This window comes from Chryseobacterium sp. KACC 21268 (genome assembly GCA_028736075.1).
Taxonomy (GTDB): Bacteria; Bacteroidota; Bacteroidia; order Flavobacteriales; family Weeksellaceae; genus Epilithonimonas.
The window spans coordinates 106,962-126,810 of sequence record CP117875.1; the positions used below are offsets into that span (position 1 = coordinate 106,962).

Consider the following 19,849-nt stretch of genomic DNA (forward strand, 5'->3'; position numbering starts at 1 on the left):
TTCCACTTTTTATACCCACCATCAAAAATCCAAAATAGGATAAATTTCTAAAGTGATGGATGCGCCGGGCGTTGTATCAAGAAACTTCAAATTAAATCTCAATTAAACCTTCCGAATTTATAAGATCTATATAATGGAAAATAATATTGAAATACGAATAAAATGTTCGTCGTGTGAAAAATCAAAAAAAATTAAACTAACGATCTATTTAATAGCCTATTGTAAGCTTTTGACTAAATTCCCTTAAAACACAAAGCGTGCAAAATTTAGTATACATCGCCCTGCTCTTTAAGCATCGTTGCATACATTTCCTTAGTTAATGGGCAGTCGAAAAAATCTTCTGCTTTTTTTGAACTTGGAAAACGTAGTTGATTTTTAATCATTCCCATCAATGAAGCTCCGTATTCATCTTTTCCGTGACTAAAATAAGTGTTGATAGATGTTTTCTTTCCATCTATAACTAAAAAATAAAAATTGTGATGATTCTTTTCTGGACGAAGTTCAAAGCCCTTCTTTTTTAATACTCTAACCAGTTCTTTAACTTTCCTTGATTTCATTTAATAGTTCTAATCATAGTTATTAGTGTATTCTTAAGGACAATCGCATCATGAGACAGGAGTTTATCATCCTCTTCAACATAATTAATAACTAAAGAATAAAAAGTAAAATCAAAAGCCTCTTCCGCCTCTTTTCTTGTTTCTCCCCACACATTTATATTTAAATCATCGAAACCAATAAAATATAAATCATCTTTAAATTCGACATTACAATGGATGGTATCGTTTAAGAAAATGAGTTTATCCTGTGTTGTTATTCTGTCTATACTGTATGGATAGGTCTTATGTTCCAATTCTGCACTATAAATAATATCTTTTTTAGATATTGTTTTTAAATCTTTTGATTGAACATAAATCTGGAATAATTTATCAGAATCCTCTTTAACCTCTTTCTTCTTAGTGGGCTTGAAATAAGTAGCAAAACTTTGAGTAGGCTTTTTAACTTTTCTCTCCCCGGCATCAGTTTTAACCTTGAGACTATAATCTTTACTGGTCGCTGAAAAAATTGGATTAAATATCGCGTATAATTCTTCTTTATTGTATTTATGAATTAACTCTTGCAATTGACCGTAATTATCCACGTCAGTATCGAGTACATCATCTTTATAGCTTTCAAAATAAGAAAAATTAGAATAATCCGATGGTGCAAGACTATTATGATAGCTATTGAATTCCGTATTCACAACTAACAACTTAGCTTCCGTAACAGCTTTACTAATCTCTTCTGGTGACTTTTCCTCCGCCTTTAGTTTGACTGCTATAAAATTTTTATACGATGAAATATAGGCATTAAGAACCTTTACAACATCATCTGCGCTAGCCGAGTGAATACTATTATTTGGATCAATAGTAATATCGAAAGCCATGTCGCGCAATTCTTTAAGATCTGTTTTCATAGCGAAGCAAATATATAACTTTTTAAAAACATCGATATTAAAAAATTTTGTTATTAAAAAATAAATTAAGACTTTCTTAAGCTGTAATAGACACTTTTTAATAAAAATATAAAAATCAAAACCATTTTTAATAGCAAAATTGAAATAAATGCCAGTACCAGAAAACTAGTTAACGAAAGACTGAAATAATATCCAATTAAAATTAGGATTGAAATAGAGCAGATACTTGAAAAAGTTATAATTTCTGGTATAAGCTCATCTATTCTTTCAGTCTTTTCCAAAAATCCAGAAGTGATAATTAAAACAAGAAAAACGTTTAAAATATACCAGGATAAGCATAAGCAGAAAATCAGAGATAATTGAGCATAGATTGGTATTGTGAAAAATGATCTTTTAAATAAAATGAATGGTATAACCCAAAACGGCATCGCAATAAGTAAATTGATTAACTTTCGCTTAATATGATCTTGAAGATAATTGAAAATTGGAGAGCTGTCCACGATTAATATATTAGTTTGCACAAATATAATGAAAGAACAATTCAATATTAACCTGTTATAAAATTAACTACATTTGGATATCAAAAATTAACTACATGATAATAAAACTCAAAAGCTTAAACAGTGAAAAGGTTCACCTATTAAAATTTAAGGACGTGGATTCATACAAAGAATTCTATCGTCAGATGTTAACTGCCTTAGTTGATCCAAGCAATACCCAATGTGCAATTTACAAAAGTGATCAGGGAGACAGAATATTTCCTGCTCTTTTTCTAAAAAGTACATACATTATAACTTCATCAGTAAGCGGTGCAAGCAGTGAGGATTTAGAAGTTGTAAGCAACTAGATAATGCCTAAAAGAAATATTACTGTTTAACACTTCATCATCGAAACTAAATCAAGCTAATATTTAGTAGTGGTGTTTACATCCTCGAATTCGACATTACCTGAAAAAAGCTCCTAATAGGAGCTCTTATTCTGTCTAATCAGGTCTGTTAGAAATATCTGGTTTGTTCGGAAATAAATTTTTTATGACTGTAAGATAAAAAATAAGAACAGAAGCAGTAAGAGTGCCACACACAAAAATAAATTCTGTCTCGGAGACGCTATAGCTAATTTTAATAGATTTAAAAAATGGCAACCTGAATTCTTTAAGACCATGTAAAATTATAAAGAATGCTATGAATATTGCCCAAATAGAAGAAAACCAAAATGCTTTTTTAGCATTTTCTTTTCTTAATCTTCTTTCGTTTTTACTATCCTTAAATTTAGATTTATTCTCGTTAATTTGTGTCTTTCGCTTGAGTCTAAATTCATAATATTTTAATCGAAACTCTTCATGTTTTAGAAAAACATCTATATCATTCATTTCTCCTCCAAAAAGAGCAATTTTTTCTTTTTTCGATTTTATATCGGAAGTTGAAGATGGCTCTACTTCGGGACTATAATTATCAAAAAAAAACTTAAAATCTAAATCTTCAGATGGGTCATCTTCCACGCTCATCAATTAATTTTTTGTAATGATTTCTAATAATATCATTACTAATCACTTTATGATACATATTTGGGTCAAAAGCTTCACTCCAAGGAGTTTCACTCATGTGAGTCATACTTGACAACTCCAATCCGGAGTAATTCTTATAAGTATTCCATATTGATTTTATAAAGTTCTGATCAATGTCGCTTAATTTATTCTCTGTATAAAGATCGATGATTTCAAGATCAACATTTCTATACCCAAATCTTTTAGTTACATGATAGAGTTCTGGAACAACAGGACCATACTTCCAAGCTTGAACATTATTTTCAATAAGTGGCTTGTCATAAAAGCCTAAATACCATCCATGAGCAATATAAGTTAACTTCAAAAGCTTCATTGGCTCAATGCCAAATCCTTCTTCATTAGCAAACTTTAAAAATTGTTTAGCAATATCAAAGCAGTTATACATAGATTTGTTTTTACGGAGGTAAGTTACACTTTTTTATTGAAATTCAAAAAGTCGGCAAAAGTAAAATGTTTTTTTTGACTGACAAAATATTTAAATACAAAACTATTAACATTAAACGTTAAAACAGCAAATTTATTTGTAGTTCGATGGATTTTACAAAATCCTAGAAATAATCGATTTCAATTCTAATCCTAATGTGTCGCCAAAATCTCTATTTTTAGGATTTGCTCAACACCATAATCATTAACCAAGAAAACAACTTCGATAACTGTGTGAGAAAAAAAACGAACGAGCTAAAAGGTAAGGATAGTTTTGACAATAGACCAATCGAAGATTTTAGTCAGTCATTATGCGCGCGTAAACTTCTTTATAAGATTTTTTTGGAAGTCACAATACGTATACAGAAATATTATAATGCGCTGTAAAATAAATTAATTCATATATCAGACTTGGTGTCGAAGTAAAATATTTTAAATTGTAGTTACTCCATATTTGCAAAATGTGCTTACGATTGCAAGAAGGAATTGCATTTTTTTGTCAGATTTAGTTCTAATAATAATCTTAAAAATTATTAATGTGAATAATGTTGCTTTCTATTACAATAATCTTTTAAACTAATTATCAAAATATTTTAGAATAACACTCTCTGTAAGAAAATAGAGAAATTCCATAATCAATTCTGCTTCCTCTTTGGTGATAATCATACCATCGCTTCTAAAGTGCTCGATCACCTCCTCTATGGGTATTTTTTTTATTTCTTTTAATTGAGACATATATTTAGATGTTTAAGTTTAATCCAAAATTCTATGATTATGGATTATAATAATAAATCCGAAAATTAACTTTCAACGAATTTTTGATGATATTTTTTGTAAATTTTTTATTAGTTTTTCGACAATTACTTTCATTTGAGTCACCTCTTCTTTTTTCAAATTTGTAATATGGTGATGAAGAACCATATGGTAGTCTAGATACGGAAAGAACTTAGTCCAGAACTCTTCGAATAGATAATTGTACTTTCGCAATTCAGGATCTGCAAACTCACATAGTCGCCACAAACTGTAATTGGATAAATAATTCGGCATATAGCAAAGCTTTGCATAAATATATGTTCTGCAAAATGAAAGAAAAAACAGTGTAAAAAAGTATGGTAGACCCTGATAATTTTCTTTCTCATCTTCCGCTAGTGCAAGGAATTGTTTAGAAAATTTCGTGGTCGCTTCAAAGTAATAGTCAAGATCAGCATAGGTCTGATTATGTGGATATTCCCAATGAGGCTCCGGATGAAACGGATGAGATTGGTAAATTTTATTTTTGCTTTGAATAACATTTGCAAAGAAACTTTGATAAAAGTACAGATTCTTCTGAATCCAATATCGGTCGTGGCTGATCAAAACAAAATCAGACTGATCACCATTGTGACTTTTAAGTGACTGTGTTATGGATTTCAATTTATCATTACCAATATTAAGACCTAGCAACAGTAAGTAATAAGTTGTATTAAAACCGTATACAGCTTTGTGGAAGATATAGATTTCTTCAACCTCGATTGACTTTACAATTACTTCCACAGCCATATCTAGAACCTCATCTTTATCGTTTGCCTCTGCTGTTTCATTAATGTCTTCCTTGTCAGAACATCCTATTTTTATCATTTTCTTTAATTGATGCAAACGTTTTTCAATCATTCCGGAAAGACTATCCTCAGCTATACTGAACGCTTCGAACATTTCATTTTTAAAAAATAGATCATCTTTTGATGCTTCTCTAGCTTTCCCAATTAAATGAATTAGGTAATATTCGCTTCGGCTTTGAGAGACGAAATGGCTTTTTATTTCTGGAATATGTTTTGAAAGGTTCGTTATTCTTTCGTTCAGATTTTCTGAATTGAAACCATTTCCAGTATATAATTCTTCCAAGTATCCCAGATCATACTTAAAAACATTTTCATAAGCCAACAAGGCACTTACTGATGATTCGTCAGTGACAAATCCTCTGACCTGTGTTAATAAAAGATCGTGATCGTGAAACAGAGAATCTTTATAGTCTTCAAACTTTTTACTGAATTTTTTCCAATTCCTTTTAATAGTCAATGCTTTTCCATAATCAGCATTTTGATAAATAATTGCTGATGGTCTACAATAAAGCTCAATGAAAGGATCTCCTAAAGAAAATCTATGGTGGATTTCTGAAGAATAAAACACACAGACTTTGACTTTGTACTCTTTAAAAACTTTATCTACCCATTTTTTTCGCATTAACTCATCAACATCCTTTTTGTGTTCCACCAGAATTATGAGATGAGCGTAGCCTGAATCATCAGTCTGATTGAAGAATATCTGAATCATAAGATAATGTTGTCTGAAAAGTTGATTGATTGAAATATCTAAAAATTCGTGACCAATCTGTGTAAATTGAAATTGATTTGAAGTTTTCATTGTAATGGCTTTTTGCTCTTGTGATTTTCATCATTAAAATAAAAGTAAACAGATTCTAAGAATAATCGCATCACTGCAAACCACGCCATCAGATCAATGTGTTCTTTCAACTCTCCATCATTTTCAAGATGAAGGATATCTTCGTTTGCGAAATTCTTGTTTCCTATTTTTTGCTGAAATGCCGTATAGTATTCAACACCTACTATAGAAATTATACTGTAAAGCAAATATTCTAAAAGATCATCTAAAACGATAGAACTTATGATATATTCAATTGCTGACACAGCAATATTGTCTTCTGGGATGTCGCTTAGTGGAATCATTCTTCCTTCATTATCCAAAAGTTCTGAGCTGAAGGCGATCAATGCCAGCAGGCAGGACATTGTTGCTGCTGTCTTGGTATCAAGCCGGCTTGCCTTCAGGACTTCAATGTTTCCATAGAGCAGATCTTTGAGGTCATAATTCTGTATGAAATCTTCATAATGGTCTAAAAGTCTGTCAATCTCAGGATTTTCTAATTTTTGAATTAGTTTGAATATCCCGTCTATCAATTCTTCTCTCTGTCGTTTCTCCAAAAGTATTGGAAAAGTAATTTGCGTTTGATCAATATTTGTGATCAAACGGCTTTCAGTTTTCTTTTTCATATCGATTTTTTAGTTACATAAAGTTGGGAAAGCACGAAAGCCTATTCAAGTTTGAAAGTGTATAAATTATCCGAAAGAGATCATATCTTACTTTTTGATCTTTTCAATCCCACGTTCACGAATGATTTGCGCGGCATCCAGCATTTTGTTTAGGTGGATAAAAAGAGTGATGATATTCGCTTCCGGTTCATCTGAATATGCACCTAAAGAGAAATATATAATTTGTGTATTGAAATACTCAAACTCCTGTAAAGTAAATTCTTTAAAAGCCTTCTGGAAAACAAGAAATGGATTGTCATACTCTTCATTGGAAAGTGAGCCCTGTAATAATCTGGATGTATACTCCGGAGGATCATTCAATTTCCATCTTTTATTTTTGAATTGTAATAGATAACTTGCTCTTATAAATGAGCGCATACATAGGTAATAGTGAAAGACGAGCGAAGGATCATCCTTCATCAGAACTTCACATTTCGTAGAATAATTTATGATATCAAACAATCTATCTTTGACGGCAGATAGGTAATCCATTTCAAAGAATGCATCAATTAAGGACAAACAAGTATGTTTTCTGTAGCTGTCCCAGAACTCAGCTTCAAAGTCTATCTTTTTCTTGTTCATAATAAGTATATTTTATTGATACGAATTACTACTCTCAAAAGTGGATAAACAATATTGAAATTGGATATTATATCTACTGAAATGGATATTTTACAGGATAATTTTTTAACTTTACAATTCAGACGATTTAATAGAAATGGCTTTATCTTTAAGCCTTTAAAATTTGATAACCGCTATGGAACAGAAAATACATCAGGGAAGAAATGTAAAACGCTTTAGAGAAATGCTTGGGATAAAGCAGGAAGCATTAGCTTTTGACTTAGGTGATGATTGGAACCAAAAGAAAATTTCTTTGCTTGAACAAAAAGAAGAAATAGATGAAAATTTGCTCAAGGCAATATCTCAGGCTTTGAAGATTCCTGTTGAAGCTTTCCAAAATTTTGATGAGGAGCAGGCAATCAATATTATTTCTAATACTTTTGGAGAGCACGCTTTTAGTAATTCTTTCAATTATGGAACTATCAATTTTCATCCGATAGAAAAATTAGTTTCACTGCACGAGGAAAAGATTGCCCTTTATGAAAGAATGCTGAAAGAAAAAGATGAAATGATGGATCGGCTTGAAAAGCTTATCAATAAATAAAAATATAAGTAATTCGGGATAATTACTTTTTCATAGGAAAGGCTCAACTTGTAGTTGAGCCTTTTTGTTGTAAATCCCCTATATGAAACAAATTAAAAAAAAATTTAGTATTTCGATGAAGAGTAGAACCATACATATAATAATTTACGTTCTGGTATTGACTAACAAGTGGAAGTGATTAGTTAACAAATTATCTTATAAATTTAAAATCTATAATTTTTGCAAGTATTTCTGGTTTCGTAAATTTTTATAAATTTGTTTATGCTTAAAACTAGTTTAGAAAATCTTCAAAGTATAGCGAAAGAGAGAACAGTTCGTACTCAAAGTATAGAATATGACTTGGAAACTTTAGTCAAAAAAATAAAAAAAAAGACAATTAAATTAGACCCAGATTATCAAAGGAGGCATAGATGGAGTACAGACACGTCATCCAGATTAATTGAAAGCTTAATTTTGAATATACCAATACCGATAATATATCTTTCCTATGATGTTGATGTAGACGAAGAAGCTTTAGATGGTGAAGCTAGATATTCGGTTATTGATGGTCAGCAACGACTAACTGCGATACTGAATTTTTTTGAAAATCAATATTCTTTGGAGGGATTAGATATTTTAGATGCATTAGAGGGTTGCTATTATAAGGATTTGCCACCTTTTCTTTTAAGGAGATTAGAAGAGCGCACTGTTAAATGTCTAAGGATTGACTCGACAGTTGATCCGCAAGTTAAATATGATATTTTCGAACGATTAAATTCAGGATCTGTTGCATTAGGTTCTCACGAATTGAGAAATGCAGTATTAAGAGGTCCTTTTAATAATCTATGTAAAAAATTGGCCAAGAATGATGACTTCAGAATTTTAAATCAAATCTCTATTACAAATCCAGAAACTAATGCGAAAGTGAAAAAAATGGAGGACGTAGAGTTGGTACTAAGATTTTTTTCATTGATAGAAGATAATTACAAAACATATAAAAAATCCAAAGACAATAACTTTAAGGATTTTCTCTCCGAAAAATTAGAAGACAAAAATAAACTTGATAAAGTTGCAATTGAGAATTACTCCTCATTATTTGTTGATACAATGAAATTCATACGAGTAAATTTCGGTAATACTGCTTTCGCAAAATATAAGGAATTGCACGGAGAATATATTTTACAGTCTAGATTCAACGCTGCCGTTTATGATGCACTTTCTGTTGCTGTTGCTACAGAAGTTATAGCAAAGAACAAGCAAATAACTAAATCAAAATCAATTTCTGAAAAATTTCTGAAACTTTTTGCAGATGAAAAGTTTCACGATTCAGTATCAGGATCAATTTTAGATAGCAGCAAAATTATTCATAGAATTGATGCCGCAAAAAAGATCTTTAAATGAGTTCCTTTGTTAAGGAAGGTCTAGAACTTCTAGCTGAAAGAATCTCTGAAATTAATCTGTTGCTAAACGAGGCTGAGGCAAAGCAAGAAGATGCTCGCTTATACGCTGCATTATGCAGATCTATTCAAGTATTATCAATTTCTCATTTTGAAGGTTACATTAAAGATCTTGTAAAAAACATATTAGATGATCTCAACCAGAGTTCAAGCTTCAAACTATCATCAAATGACTTAAAATTTTCTTACTGCAGAAAATTTATTGTTCCATTAAACGATGGAAAAGATAATGTTTCGAAAATTAAAGATTTGATATTAGTATTTGATGAATTAGACACGAAATTTGATAGCGCTGCATTTCACAAACCTAATAAAAATCCTAAGGAAAGTATTTTAAATCAAATTGCCACTAGCTTTGGTGAAAAAAAAATATTTAAAAAGCTTAATAATTCAGACATTTCAAATGCATTTTCTAATACTGATGCTGAAAATATACTTCTAATTAGTGAACTAAAGTTGAAATTGCAAAATGCAATTGAAGATTATCCCTATATCGAAGACGACACGCTTTTAAATATTAACTCCACAGAAGTACAAGATACATTCTGGGAAACTTTTATACAAGAAATATTATCTGAACGCCACAAGATAGCACATGGTAGTATGAATAATTCTACTGACCATAGTAGTATCCGCTCAAACATCTTAAAAATGGAAATTCTACTTATTTCAATTACTTATCTTTTATCAATAAAAGGGAATCCAATTTCAGAAGCAAATTAGATATATCCTGTAATTTCATATTTGCGGTAGGTGTAATTACGATATAATTATCCAAAAGTTATAATTTTCTAAGAATTATGCTTTATTATTTTTTTAGACTGTATTTGTCCTGAAATGATTTTTCAACAGCACCCTGTGCTATTTCTAATATTTTACAAAACTCAAACACAATAGACTTTTAATTTAGGCTGTCCTGTAGATAGTTTTATTTTCATCATTCTAAATACACAAACCATTTTGGAAAAGTTATTTTTTCAGAACATTAATAGTTTGTTTACATATTTGGGAAATACGGTTTAATAAAGCACTTTATTACGGAATAAATTATATAATCAATAAATATAATTAACCATAAATAACAAAGCTAAAAATAGTCATTTTGATATATATTTACATAATATTAAAAACTAAAAAAACTATGAAAGGAAAAGTGATATTTTTTAATCCTCAAAAAGGATTTGGAAAAATAAGTACCGATGAACAAACACCTCAAGAGGTTTTTATTCATTTTACTCAAATACAAGGTGATACAAAAATATTGTTACCTGATGAAGACGTAGAATTTGAGACAGAAACATCGTCAAAGGGATTACAAGCTAAAAATTTAGAGCGACTTCAAGAAAGATATATTGGCATTATTGAGGATTTTACTTTTGGACACGGATTTATTAAATCTTCAAACGAAAAATATTTTATTCATCATTCGGATGTAGTTGGAGAAGGTTTTAAAAAAATAGAAAACGGTTATGAGGTAGAGTTTAGTCCTGATGCTTCAGAGAAAGGTCTTATTGCAAAGAAAATCGTTGTTCGCGATACTAGAACTGCAATGGATAAATTTGCATTTTTTCAAAATTGGGATGAATCGATTAATGAATTAAAAAATATTTCTCAAACTGAAGATGGTGACTGGGATTATATCAAAAATAAAACTGGAAAATTCCCAGTATTAGAAAGCTATATATCATATACATTTTTAAGATTACAGAAAGAAAATAAGATTAAATACGCAACCAAAGAAGAGAATGGGAAGGATTTGAAGTTTGCATGTTTTAATACAGGACTTGCTACTTCAAAACAAGAAGAAATATTTGCTTATTTTGAGCACGTAAACAATATGAATTATTCTATATCGGATAGAGGATATTTAAAAAATCCTCAATGGACTTTCAAATTTTTTGATAGAGAAAGTAATCGTTTAATGAATAATTTTGCTGAAAAACCAGAGCTCGCAAACTATTTCCAAAACGCAGGAGAACTAATCTACGATTCATCTAAAAGATTAATTCCTGATTTTGAACATATTTTGGATGATCGAGAAAAAAGATTTCCCGAAAGCTTTAGAAACTTGGGCAAACCTTTACAAGTAGAAAGAGTCAAAAGTGCTATTGATGCAGCCTTAACAAGGATAAAAAGAAATTATAAAACAGCAATACCACAATTTTATGATGACTCAATTCAACTTTTATTGCCATTATGTTTAGAAGATGTTGAGATTGCTGATGTCGCGTTAGTAGTTGCCAATGAAGGAGAGGTTTATCGAGCTAACACTATATTACCTTTGGATTGGGCATATAATAACGCTAGATTACTTGCAAAACCAGATAGAGAGTGGTTAAACCCTTAACAATAAAAAGTGCCATAAAATAATTTATGGCATTTTTTTATTGTTATACTCAAGGATAAATTATATGTGTTAAAAAGCTTACTTAGATTTAAACTCTCTATTTCAATATTTTACAGATTAAAAGGAGTCACTTCAACCAAGGCTGTAATGATGTCCTCAAATCAAAAAAAATGTTTATTGAGAAGTTTTCTGTTCTATTTCATTTAATTCTAGTAAAATAATTTTTCTCATTTATTTTTACTCCTTGCCGTAAATCCATCTTTAAACCTTAAAAAATCTTCCGCTTTTTTAGGGCTGTTTTTAATCCACAATTGCATCACTTGAGTGTTTTCGCTCAAGATTTCAATCTCATTTTCATCGTATATCTTTTTTCCTTCACCAGCAATTTCATTTAAAATATCTTGGCGTAATTCACTTTTGGCTTTGATACTTTCTTTATACCACTTGGTTGCGAAAGTGATGGCCGCACCAAATACTAAAACCGCAAAGACATAGACTCCAATTCCGCTCCAAATAAATATCTTCTTCCATCTTATATCCTTTCTAAAACCTTCCAAATCATCTTTAGTTTCTTTTGAAAGAACTGTATCCACTTGAGTAGGAATACTGGCAAGAAATTCAATTCTCTTGACTTCCTCTAATTTTGAAAATCGAACTGCATCATCGTAGATTGAATGCATCTCTTGCAAACTCATTTGTACATCGTTCAACAGATTCGTATGGTCTTCGATATCAGACCGAAGTTTGCTATTTAGATCAATATTGTCCATATTTGATTTGATAACATTCTCTAAAAGTTCCATCCCGTTACTTTTAGATTCTTTATTTTCATTTTCCATATTTATTTTTTTTATTTTTAATTATCGTCTTAATTTGCGCTTATTTTTCCAGAGTTCATCTTCGTTTTGAGGAACATACGTTGGATTAAGGAAGTCACCTAATAGTCCGCCTGCAATTTCTGTTAAGCTTTCATTTTTTTCTGATTTTAAATGATTATTTGCATCATTATTCATACTACTTTGACTTAATGATTTTATAATATCACTAAGGTCAGAATCTATTGCAGAAAGAGAGAACCCGACATTTTTATGGAAAAAGAATCCGTTTTTCTCTTGACTACTACCAATTCTATTTATCCATAAATCTTGAATTTCATTTTTTTGATCGGCTTTAAATTCTCCTTTATATTGGATCTTTACAGAAAATCCTTTCTGTTGTAGATTTTCCCTAAACTCTTTTAAGTTATAAGCGTTTTTTTGTGCTTCCCTGACCACTCTTTTCATTTCAAATACCGATTTGATCTCTGAAATTTTTAGCTGATTTGAGATTTCAGACAATTTGTAACCAGCTTTATAAACTCTTTCAGTTCGAAAATTTTTGTCTTTTTCCATCACAATTCGCATTCCCGAAATTCCATCTTTGACATTTGAAGACAATTGAACTTCAAAACCTTTTTTCCTCATTTCTGAGATTATATTATCAAAATTATCTTCTGACCTAATGGCTTCGGTCAAGCTTTTAAGCATCTCCGCTTTTTTCTGAATTCCAATTTCCACATCGGTTAACAATCCTTTCTCCTTACAGACTTCCCGAACAGCTTCTCCGAAGCTTCTCCCGATGTCGTGTGATTTTACCATACATTTTCCCGAAATATTAATCCTGTTCACGATAAAATGAATATGTTTTTGTTTGGTGCTGTTGTGGATATCCAATCGAAATTGATTGTTTGCAGTCACTCCAATTTTTTCTAAAGCTCTTGTGGCAATTTCTTCAAATTCTTTATCCGTCAATTTTCTCCCGATTTCGTCCGGTTGAGAAATGTAGCCTGTTAAAGCCCATTTCCTCACTTTTGGATTTCGGTCGGCTACGGTTTTCATTTCGTTAAACTGACCTTCAGCAGTGTCACTCAAAAGATAATTCGAAGCTACCATTTCTGCTGTTCCTTTGTCGTTCGCATTGTATTCCAAAGCTATTTTTGTAATGACTCTTGTGGTTGCGGAATTATTCATTTTTCTGGATTTTTGAATATAAATATTGATGAATTGATTCGATGAGATTTTCAATTTTCATTAAAATTTCTTTCTTATTTTCAAAAGCATTCCATTCTCTATTTCGTAAAAGATTGGTTATTTTTTTGAAATGACTACCATATTGAAGCAAGACTTCATCGGTTTGAAATTCATTAATTATGAGTTCTTTTTCAAACAAAACATTTCGGATGTAGGTTGATAATTTTAGCGGATATTTTTCTTGTTTTTGAATCAGAACTTCATATTCAGAATTGGTCATTCTGATTGAAATTACTTTATTCAATTTTTTATTTTCTTTGGTCTTCAAACCACCTTTCCGACCTAGTTCCTGAAAGTATTTTTTTCTCTTTTCCTGAGCAATTTTTGCTTCATTTTCTTTCGTGGCTTGCTGTATAAATTCTTGTAAAAAGTCTTTTTCCATTGTGTTTTATTTTTGTGTATTTCAAAACATTTCTGACGATAGGAAGAAATCAAAAAGCCCAATTTTGCAGTCAGCGGTTACGCTTATTGTAAACTTTGGGTACTTTTTGCACTAGCATACCACCATATTTTACCTGTGTTTATTTTACTCACCTTCTCCTAAGTTTCACTTGTCTCTCATTTGATGGATTTTTATGGATCAACCAATCATTCAAGTCTTTGAAATCTGAGTACAAAACCCGACAATCTTCTGCTATTTCATTTTCGTTTTTAATCATTTCAACGGCACGATTTCCGGCTTCATCATTGTCAAAATAAAGCTCAATATTATCATAAGCTTCGAGTGATTTTTTAATCTTTGATATCATCGACAAAGAATTCAAAATGAGATAATCGGCAGGTTCTTTTTCTAAAAAATTCTCTACATTTTTAAAAGAAAGAAAATCGAAAAACCCCTCGAATACCCGAAGCGATTCTGATTCATTTTTTATAGTAGAAACATCTTTTTTGCCCAAACAAATTTTAGAATATTTATTGCGGATTTCGTAACCGCCTGAATCGTTTTTAAAACCTAATCCGAAATTATTTTTATCATTCATTCGATAATGAATCTCTTTTAAAAATTCGGTTTGACTTTCTACTTTTCTTTCTCTTAAATATTCCAAAAGTGCAGGGTGCTGGATTTCATTTACGTCAAGTATCTCATAACTTTTACTCGGGTTTTCGAACTTCTGATTAGGAATATTTTGATTTAGAAAAGAAAAAAAGTTCTGCTTCTCTGCCCATATCAAAACTTCATTGACCGAGGTATTTAAATACTTCTTCATAAAAGCGGTATTGTTCCCACCAATCCCTTCTGAAAATAAGTACCAATAGTTTAGACTTTTATTGATTTTAAAAGAGGCTTGGGATTCGCTGGCAAAGGGGTTGAGATACCAAGCTTCTTTTTCATTTTGCTTCGTGGGAAGGTGTCCGAGAGAAAGGAGGACTTCTTCCAACGATATGCTGTTAAATTGTTTGCAGTTCATTTTGTAATTTTTAATGTTTTTTAGTAATAAATAGTTTGTATACTGTCGGTTCAAGAGGACAGGTTTGGTTTTGACTAATTCTTGATGAATTGATGAGAAAACCTTGTATTTATTTGAATAATAGTATTTTACACTCTCATCAAACGCTCATCATCTCATCAAAATTGAAATATTCTTCTCATCATCCTCTCATCAAAAAATCAAGGTTTAAAAGTTTGATGAGGCTTTTGATGAGATGTAACTAATTGGTTTTATTTTCATTATCAATTAATTCATCATTTCATCAAATCTTTGAAGAATAAATTTCCTTTCTATTGTAAAATACCGTCCTGTTTTGTTCTGTTGGAAAAAACTTAAACCATAATCGAGGTCGTATTTGATATAGGCTAAAGAATTACTTTGAGGTTCGAGTTTCCAGTTTTCTTTCAAGAGTTTCCGGACATCGTTAACTGTCCAATACTGTTTGCTGAACATTTTGCCAAGCATATTGAAAATATCCTGCGGAACGAAATGAATATTACTGTCTTCTGTATTTTCAAAAAACTCATATAAAAGCTCGATGATCTTAGATTCCAGTTTATTGTTATTTTTCCAAACCAATTTCTGAAGGGCTTTTGTTCTGATCTGGGAATCAGTGAACCACATCCTTGTCTCCTTACGGCTGTGAAAAGGTCTTTGGATTAGGTAACGAAGGAAATAGGGAATCTCCTTGTTTAGATTCTGGAGGAATTCAGTGTTCTCGCTTTTGATTGATTTTACTTTGATGATCCAGAATCGGATCTCATTTTCATCAATCTGAATGAAGTTATCTTCATTATTGGAACAGAGAATGAATTTTCCAAAAAATTCCACTTCTTCACGATCTTTTCCTTTTGCCTCCTTCTTGTCTTTATCAGTCGTTGAAAGATATTTTAATCGTTCTGTAATTTCCTTTTTGTCAAAGAATACTTCATCAATAGCAACGATTAGCATTGATGTCCAATCCGAATTGAACTGACTGCTGAAAGAATCTCCTTTGATGTAGGTCATATTAAGTCCAAAAATGGATTTCAGCCATTTTATGAAAGTGGATTTTCCGGTAGATCTTTCCTTGCTTACAAGACAAAGAATCGGAAGTATCTGTGTTGGATATTGCAGTAAGATCTTGATATAATCCAATCCTAATTCCAACTGTTCTGCGAAAATATGCTCCATAAATCTAAGTGAAAATGGAATCTTCTCTTTTAGGCTTGTTTGCTTCGGTGTTTCTTTAATCGGCTGATAAGGAATCTCATTGTAAACATTATAGAATCCTTGGATAATTTGTTGGTATTGCAAATGGGAAGGAATACAACAGAAGCCGTCATACTTGGGAACTTTTGAGACGTATATCTTTCCGTGATCGCTGATAATGGTTTCACGATTCCATCGAGTTAGTATTGAGATCTTATCTCCTGAAATTAACGGTTTCTCAATAGTTTTATAGTAGGTGGTTCCTACTCTTAGATAAGGGATTTTTTCGCTCATATTTTAAAGGTTTGATTCTGTACAGGAAATACAGAAGGGTGAATTGCAATGCTTGATAAATAAAAGTCTCTATCTATCTTCTATACTTAAGCGACTTGACTTCGTTTAAAGCATCCATAAGATCAAAATGGTTGACTCTGTAGAATCTTCCAATTTGTTCCGCCTTAATGTTACCTTTTAAAATATGTGAGCGTACGGTTTGATAATCGAGTTTTAGAATTTCTGAACACTCTTTGATAGAGTATAGTTTCTTTTTCAACTCAATTTCAGGTTCTTTTTTGAGAGAATAGAGTAAGTCTTTCACTTCCCCTAGTTCGTCAAGAATTGTTTGGAATGGATTTGTTGTCTGCATAATCTGTGATATTTATTTGCAGACAAAATTGTGTTATTGGAATATCTAATTATGCAATTTTACTCAATTGTGTTAAGTTTAATAATTGATATCCAGTCGTTTATAAATTACCGGAGTAGACATATCATTCTTTGGTAATCTAAAGACAACAAAGAATTTTTCCAATTTTTTAGAATTAATATAAGCCGATGTGTTAATTATTGAATATGATAAAGTTGAATAGCTAATCTAATCTCTCTATTTTTATCACCATTTATATGAAATCTATGATTAAACCAATTTTCATCACTTTTTGACACAAATCCTATATAATTAGGATGTTTAGAAGTAGTTGTCTCTACTTTTGACAAAATAGTTGTAAAATCTTTTTGTTTAACAAAGATAATTACTGAACCCTTTGTATCTCTCCAAGTTAAGTAATTGATTAATTGTGTTATTGTATCAAGATAACCTTTTTCACCTGTCCAAAATTTACATTCTGCAATGAAGATTACGGAGCTGTCATATCTAAGTTGAATATCAGTTTTTCCTGTTTTATTAAATGTTTCACCAGAAGCAGAACCAAATTCAAAGTTTGGATCTAAAGTCATAAGTATATGATCTCTTAAATCCTCTTCACCTTTGCCTTTATAAACACTTGGCATTCTTTCAAAGTTTTTTCCTACATCATTTATGAGTTTTAAAATTTGATTATAAATATCTAAATCTATTGTAGGTTCTGGTTTAAAAGGTTGGGTACCTGCTTCAGGCTTACTCACTTTTATTTTAGTTCGTAATGTTGGTCTTGGAACAGAAAAAGTTTCAGGTGTATTTTTACTTTTTCTCATTGGAACACCTAAAGAATTCATAAATTCATTTTGTGATAAAAACTTATTTTTTCTTTTTCTTATTTCTCCAATAATCCAGCTTTTGAGAGAATTATTAAATTCATCAATATTCTGATGTAATTCACTTAATTTGCGTTGTGTAATAACAACATTTTCATCGTATTTTGATCTAATAATTTTTGCATCATTGTAAAAATCAATTATCTCAAGTTTCAATTTATCGAATTCAACTTCGAAATCAGAGCTTCCTCCACCTATTGTTATTCTGTTAATTCCAGGCGTATATCTTAATAATTCAGAATTTCCTGTGATAGGTACAAAAAATTGAATTACTTCTCTAGGATAAGACTCTCGATCCCTTATGTGGAATGACATTGGAAAATATTCTGCAGGAATGTTTTTTTCAAAATTATCAGCATAAACATCTTCAAATTGAATAATAGGTTTTTCTATTTGGTATTTTTCTAATAAATAGTCTGTAAATTGTTCTTCACTCACATTTAGAATGTAAGATTCAATAGTGGAGTTTATTTCAGTTTCTAAACTACTTGTTTGAGATTTAAAGTATTCTCCAATTGAACCTTTTCCTCCAAATATTCTATTTGACGAATTTCTGTACATTATGTTGGTATAATATTTCTGTTAATGGTTTGCATCTTGGAGAAGTGGCGGACATCGAAGCACAAATGTTCAGTTTTGAACAAAAGTTCAATCGAAGACCTGCCGTTAAATTTAGCACTAAATCTACCATTTTGACAAACTGCTGTTAGGAAATGCTTTTTTTAATTGGATATTCAAAATCAGGATATATCTTATCAAATAATTCTAATTCCTCTTCGTCATATTTTTTTTCACACCATCCTGTTGATATATTTATCTCTCCAAAACCAAAATAAAACATATCATTTTCATAATATCTGATTTTGTTTTCAGAAAAATATTCCAGAGTTGTTTCAAGAGAAGCCCCTTTGTCATTCAATAGTTTTTCACGGTTTAACCAAAACAGTGTATTGTCACCATAAATACCACCAATTTTAATTTGTGCTGTTTCGAAATCCAAGTTTTTCAAAATATCCTCAAATTCCAAAATAAAATTATATAATTCATTTGTGTCATATAAGAAATATTTTGCGCTACGTCCAAAAGTAATAAATACATTGTCGTAGCAATATGGTTTCTCTTCTGTTCCAACTGAAAAAATTGCAGGATGAAAATAATAATAGTTTTTAGTGATTAATTCATTTTGAATAAACCTAATTGCTTCTTTATGATTTCTTGTTTCGTTTCTTGCGTAATCCATATCTAGCATTAAAACACCATAAAAATAGTTCCATTCATACATATATTATTTATTTTTTATTGAAGATTCTACTAAATATGAAATTGTTATTTTATCGTTGCACTTAAAATCGCCTAACGTCCAAATATACGTAATTTACTGGTAGCGAAAATTTTCTCAACTCTACCAACCATATAAAATTCAATACTTTATATTAAGCAACTTTGATAATTCTTGGTAGATATTTTCTTCAAAGTCATTTGGTTTGACTGTGATTGCTCTTGAAAATGTTCCTTTATCAAAGTTGGTATTATATTCATTTTCCATAGCCTCAATTATTGTTGTATCTTGGAAATCTGGGTTTATGATGTGATTGTCCTTTAGAAAACGGTGAATTCTTATAAATGAAGATTTCTGATCTACTAGCAGATTGTGATTTTCATCGATGAATTTTTTATCTTTTAAAAAAGCGAGGAAAATTTTTGAACTGTTATCACCAATCATAATATCTGATAAACTAATTTCTCTATTTGTTTTGTGTTTTAAGGCGAAATATAGAAAAAGTGTAGTTTCGGCACCTTTTAAAAAATTTCCCTGCAATTTCATCAGATTACTTGAACTTAACAGTCTGTTTGATTCTTTTTTATATTGATCCAAACAGTATTGGATTTTTTCCTCAAAATTGTGATTTCTTGATTCATCAATATCTTTGAAATGAAAACTGAAAAAATTGTCTAACTTTTCATATTTGATCAGAAACTCATCCTTTATTTTTTCATTAAGAACAATTTTAGAGGATTTTTGTTGGGCTTTTTTAACTCTCCTTTGTAATAGCTTCTGAATCTTTTCTCCCTTTATCCAATAATAAATCATCATAGGATAGCCTACAAATTCTTCCCAAAGATTCCATTGTCCGTAAAGCTTTTTTTGATCCAT

The 19,849-nt window shown here is 30.6% G+C and carries 20 protein-coding genes; 4 read left to right on the top strand and 16 right to left on the bottom strand.

Translation table 11 applies throughout. The features are described from left to right. Positions 1-266 precede the first annotated feature (266 nt). The 7 genes from PQ459_00510 to PQ459_00540 form a co-directional block, all read right to left on the bottom strand. A complete protein-coding gene (locus PQ459_00510) occupies positions 267-557 on the bottom strand; it encodes a hypothetical protein (protein WDF46975.1) in 291 nt (96 codons plus the stop codon). Next, complete coding sequence (locus PQ459_00515) at positions 554-1,453, bottom strand: hypothetical protein (protein WDF46976.1); 900 nt, start codon at positions 1,451-1,453, stop codon at positions 554-556. The genes PQ459_00510 and PQ459_00515 overlap by 4 nt, the downstream gene beginning before the upstream one ends. A gap of 982 nt (positions 1,454-2,435) precedes the next feature. Beyond that, the gene (locus PQ459_00520) at positions 2,436-2,957 is read right to left on the bottom strand and encodes a hypothetical protein (GenBank protein WDF46977.1); all 522 of its coding nucleotides are present in this window, start codon (positions 2,955-2,957) and stop codon (positions 2,436-2,438) included. Further along, positions 2,941-3,402, bottom strand: coding sequence for a DUF4065 domain-containing protein (locus PQ459_00525; protein WDF46978.1), 462 nt, complete (start codon positions 3,400-3,402; stop codon positions 2,941-2,943). Before PQ459_00525 ends, PQ459_00520 begins: the two co-directional genes overlap by 17 nt. Before the next feature lie 845 nt (positions 3,403-4,247). Further along, positions 4,248-5,840 carry a hypothetical protein gene (locus PQ459_00530; GenBank protein WDF46979.1) on the bottom strand — a complete coding sequence of 531 codons (1,593 nt, stop codon included), beginning with the start codon at positions 5,838-5,840 and terminating at the stop codon, positions 4,248-4,250. After that, positions 5,837-6,484, bottom strand: coding sequence for a hypothetical protein (locus PQ459_00535; GenBank protein WDF46980.1), 648 nt, complete (start codon positions 6,482-6,484; stop codon positions 5,837-5,839). Before PQ459_00535 ends, PQ459_00530 begins: the two co-directional genes overlap by 4 nt. An 87-nt stretch (positions 6,485-6,571) precedes the next feature. Further along, positions 6,572-7,105: a hypothetical protein gene (locus PQ459_00540; GenBank protein ID WDF46981.1), complete on the bottom strand. Its 534-nt coding sequence runs from the start codon at positions 7,103-7,105 to the stop codon at positions 6,572-6,574. Between the two features lie 175 nt (positions 7,106-7,280). Between PQ459_00540 and PQ459_00545 the strand changes: the two genes are divergently transcribed. The 4 genes from PQ459_00545 (at position 7,281) to PQ459_00560 (ending at position 11,471) form a co-directional block, all read left to right on the top strand. After that, positions 7,281-7,688, top strand: a complete 408-nt coding sequence (locus PQ459_00545; GenBank protein WDF46982.1) for a helix-turn-helix transcriptional regulator — start codon at positions 7,281-7,283, stop codon at positions 7,686-7,688. A gap of 261 nt (positions 7,689-7,949) precedes the next feature. After that, positions 7,950-9,068, top strand: coding sequence for a DUF262 domain-containing protein (locus tag PQ459_00550; protein ID WDF46983.1), 1,119 nt, complete (start codon positions 7,950-7,952; stop codon positions 9,066-9,068). Continuing rightward, positions 9,065-9,847 (top strand): HEPN domain-containing protein, encoded by a 783-nt coding sequence (locus PQ459_00555; protein WDF46984.1) that lies wholly within the window; start codon positions 9,065-9,067, stop codon positions 9,845-9,847. Before PQ459_00550 ends, PQ459_00555 begins: the two co-directional genes overlap by 4 nt. Positions 9,848-10,265: 418 nt before the next feature. Next, positions 10,266-11,471, top strand: coding sequence for a DUF3825 domain-containing protein (locus tag PQ459_00560; protein WDF46985.1), 1,206 nt, complete (start codon positions 10,266-10,268; stop codon positions 11,469-11,471). A gap of 227 nt (positions 11,472-11,698) precedes the next feature. On the opposite strand, the gene PQ459_00565 is transcribed toward PQ459_00560, so the two are convergent. The 9 genes from PQ459_00565 to PQ459_00605 all read right to left on the bottom strand — a co-directional run bounded on the left by PQ459_00565 (position 11,699) and on the right by PQ459_00605 (position 19,849). Beyond that, positions 11,699-12,310: a hypothetical protein gene (locus PQ459_00565; GenBank protein ID WDF46986.1), complete on the bottom strand. Its 612-nt coding sequence runs from the start codon at positions 12,308-12,310 to the stop codon at positions 11,699-11,701. 21 nt (positions 12,311-12,331) lie between these two features. Next, the gene (locus PQ459_00570) at positions 12,332-13,480 is read right to left on the bottom strand and encodes a relaxase/mobilization nuclease domain-containing protein (protein ID WDF46987.1); all 1,149 of its coding nucleotides are present in this window, start codon (positions 13,478-13,480) and stop codon (positions 12,332-12,334) included. After that, positions 13,473-13,922, bottom strand: a complete 450-nt coding sequence (locus PQ459_00575; GenBank protein ID WDF46988.1) for a special sigma factor — start codon at positions 13,920-13,922, stop codon at positions 13,473-13,475. The genes PQ459_00570 and PQ459_00575 overlap by 8 nt, the downstream gene beginning before the upstream one ends. Positions 13,923-14,070: 148 nt before the next feature. Continuing rightward, complete coding sequence (locus PQ459_00580; GenBank protein ID WDF46989.1) at positions 14,071-14,949, bottom strand: toprim domain-containing protein; 879 nt, start codon at positions 14,947-14,949, stop codon at positions 14,071-14,073. 267 nt (positions 14,950-15,216) lie between these two features. Then, the gene (locus PQ459_00585) at positions 15,217-16,455 is read right to left on the bottom strand and encodes a DUF5906 domain-containing protein (GenBank protein WDF46990.1); all 1,239 of its coding nucleotides are present in this window, start codon (positions 16,453-16,455) and stop codon (positions 15,217-15,219) included. Positions 16,456-16,528: 73 nt separating this feature from the next. After that, a complete protein-coding gene (locus tag PQ459_00590; GenBank protein WDF46991.1) occupies positions 16,529-16,807 on the bottom strand; it encodes a helix-turn-helix domain-containing protein in 279 nt (92 codons plus the stop codon). A gap of 197 nt (positions 16,808-17,004) precedes the next feature. Continuing rightward, positions 17,005-18,255 carry a hypothetical protein gene (locus PQ459_00595; GenBank protein ID WDF46992.1) on the bottom strand — a complete coding sequence of 417 codons (1,251 nt, stop codon included), beginning with the start codon at positions 18,253-18,255 and terminating at the stop codon, positions 17,005-17,007. A gap of 145 nt (positions 18,256-18,400) precedes the next feature. Next, complete coding sequence (locus PQ459_00600; protein WDF46993.1) at positions 18,401-18,976, bottom strand: hypothetical protein; 576 nt, start codon at positions 18,974-18,976, stop codon at positions 18,401-18,403. A 138-nt stretch (positions 18,977-19,114) separates the two neighbouring features. After that, entirely contained in the window at positions 19,115-19,849 is a 735-nt protein-coding gene (locus PQ459_00605) for a hypothetical protein (GenBank protein ID WDF46994.1), read from the bottom strand.

Coding starts and splice junctions, on each gene's coding strand:
- PQ459_00510 (WDF46975.1), bottom strand. CDS start 557: ATGAAATCAAGGAAAGTTAAAGAACTGGTTAGAGTATTAAAAAAGAAG.
- PQ459_00515 (WDF46976.1), bottom strand. CDS start 1,453: ATGAAAACAGATCTTAAAGAATTGCGCGACATGGCTTTCGATATTACT.
- PQ459_00520 (WDF46977.1), bottom strand. CDS start 2,957: ATGAGCGTGGAAGATGACCCATCTGAAGATTTAGATTTTAAGTTTTTT.
- PQ459_00525 (WDF46978.1), bottom strand. CDS start 3,402: ATGTATAACTGCTTTGATATTGCTAAACAATTTTTAAAGTTTGCTAAT.
- PQ459_00530 (WDF46979.1), bottom strand. CDS start 5,840: ATGAAAACTTCAAATCAATTTCAATTTACACAGATTGGTCACGAATTT.
- PQ459_00535 (WDF46980.1), bottom strand. CDS start 6,484: ATGAAAAAGAAAACTGAAAGCCGTTTGATCACAAATATTGATCAAACG.
- PQ459_00540 (WDF46981.1), bottom strand. CDS start 7,105: ATGAACAAGAAAAAGATAGACTTTGAAGCTGAGTTCTGGGACAGCTAC.
- PQ459_00545 (WDF46982.1), top strand. CDS start 7,281: ATGGAACAGAAAATACATCAGGGAAGAAATGTAAAACGCTTTAGAGAA.
- PQ459_00550 (WDF46983.1), top strand. CDS start 7,950: ATGCTTAAAACTAGTTTAGAAAATCTTCAAAGTATAGCGAAAGAGAGA.
- PQ459_00555 (WDF46984.1), top strand. CDS start 9,065: ATGAGTTCCTTTGTTAAGGAAGGTCTAGAACTTCTAGCTGAAAGAATC.
- PQ459_00560 (WDF46985.1), top strand. CDS start 10,266: ATGAAAGGAAAAGTGATATTTTTTAATCCTCAAAAAGGATTTGGAAAA.
- PQ459_00565 (WDF46986.1), bottom strand. CDS start 12,310: ATGGAAAATGAAAATAAAGAATCTAAAAGTAACGGGATGGAACTTTTA.
- PQ459_00570 (WDF46987.1), bottom strand. CDS start 13,480: ATGAATAATTCCGCAACCACAAGAGTCATTACAAAAATAGCTTTGGAA.
- PQ459_00575 (WDF46988.1), bottom strand. CDS start 13,922: ATGGAAAAAGACTTTTTACAAGAATTTATACAGCAAGCCACGAAAGAA.
- PQ459_00580 (WDF46989.1), bottom strand. CDS start 14,949: ATGAACTGCAAACAATTTAACAGCATATCGTTGGAAGAAGTCCTCCTT.
- PQ459_00585 (WDF46990.1), bottom strand. CDS start 16,455: ATGAGCGAAAAAATCCCTTATCTAAGAGTAGGAACCACCTACTATAAA.
- PQ459_00590 (WDF46991.1), bottom strand. CDS start 16,807: ATGCAGACAACAAATCCATTCCAAACAATTCTTGACGAACTAGGGGAA.
- PQ459_00595 (WDF46992.1), bottom strand. CDS start 18,255: ATGTACAGAAATTCGTCAAATAGAATATTTGGAGGAAAAGGTTCAATT.
- PQ459_00600 (WDF46993.1), bottom strand. CDS start 18,976: ATGTATGAATGGAACTATTTTTATGGTGTTTTAATGCTAGATATGGAT.
- PQ459_00605 (WDF46994.1), bottom strand. CDS start 19,849: ATGGATCAAAAAAAGCTTTACGGACAATGGAATCTTTGGGAAGAATTT.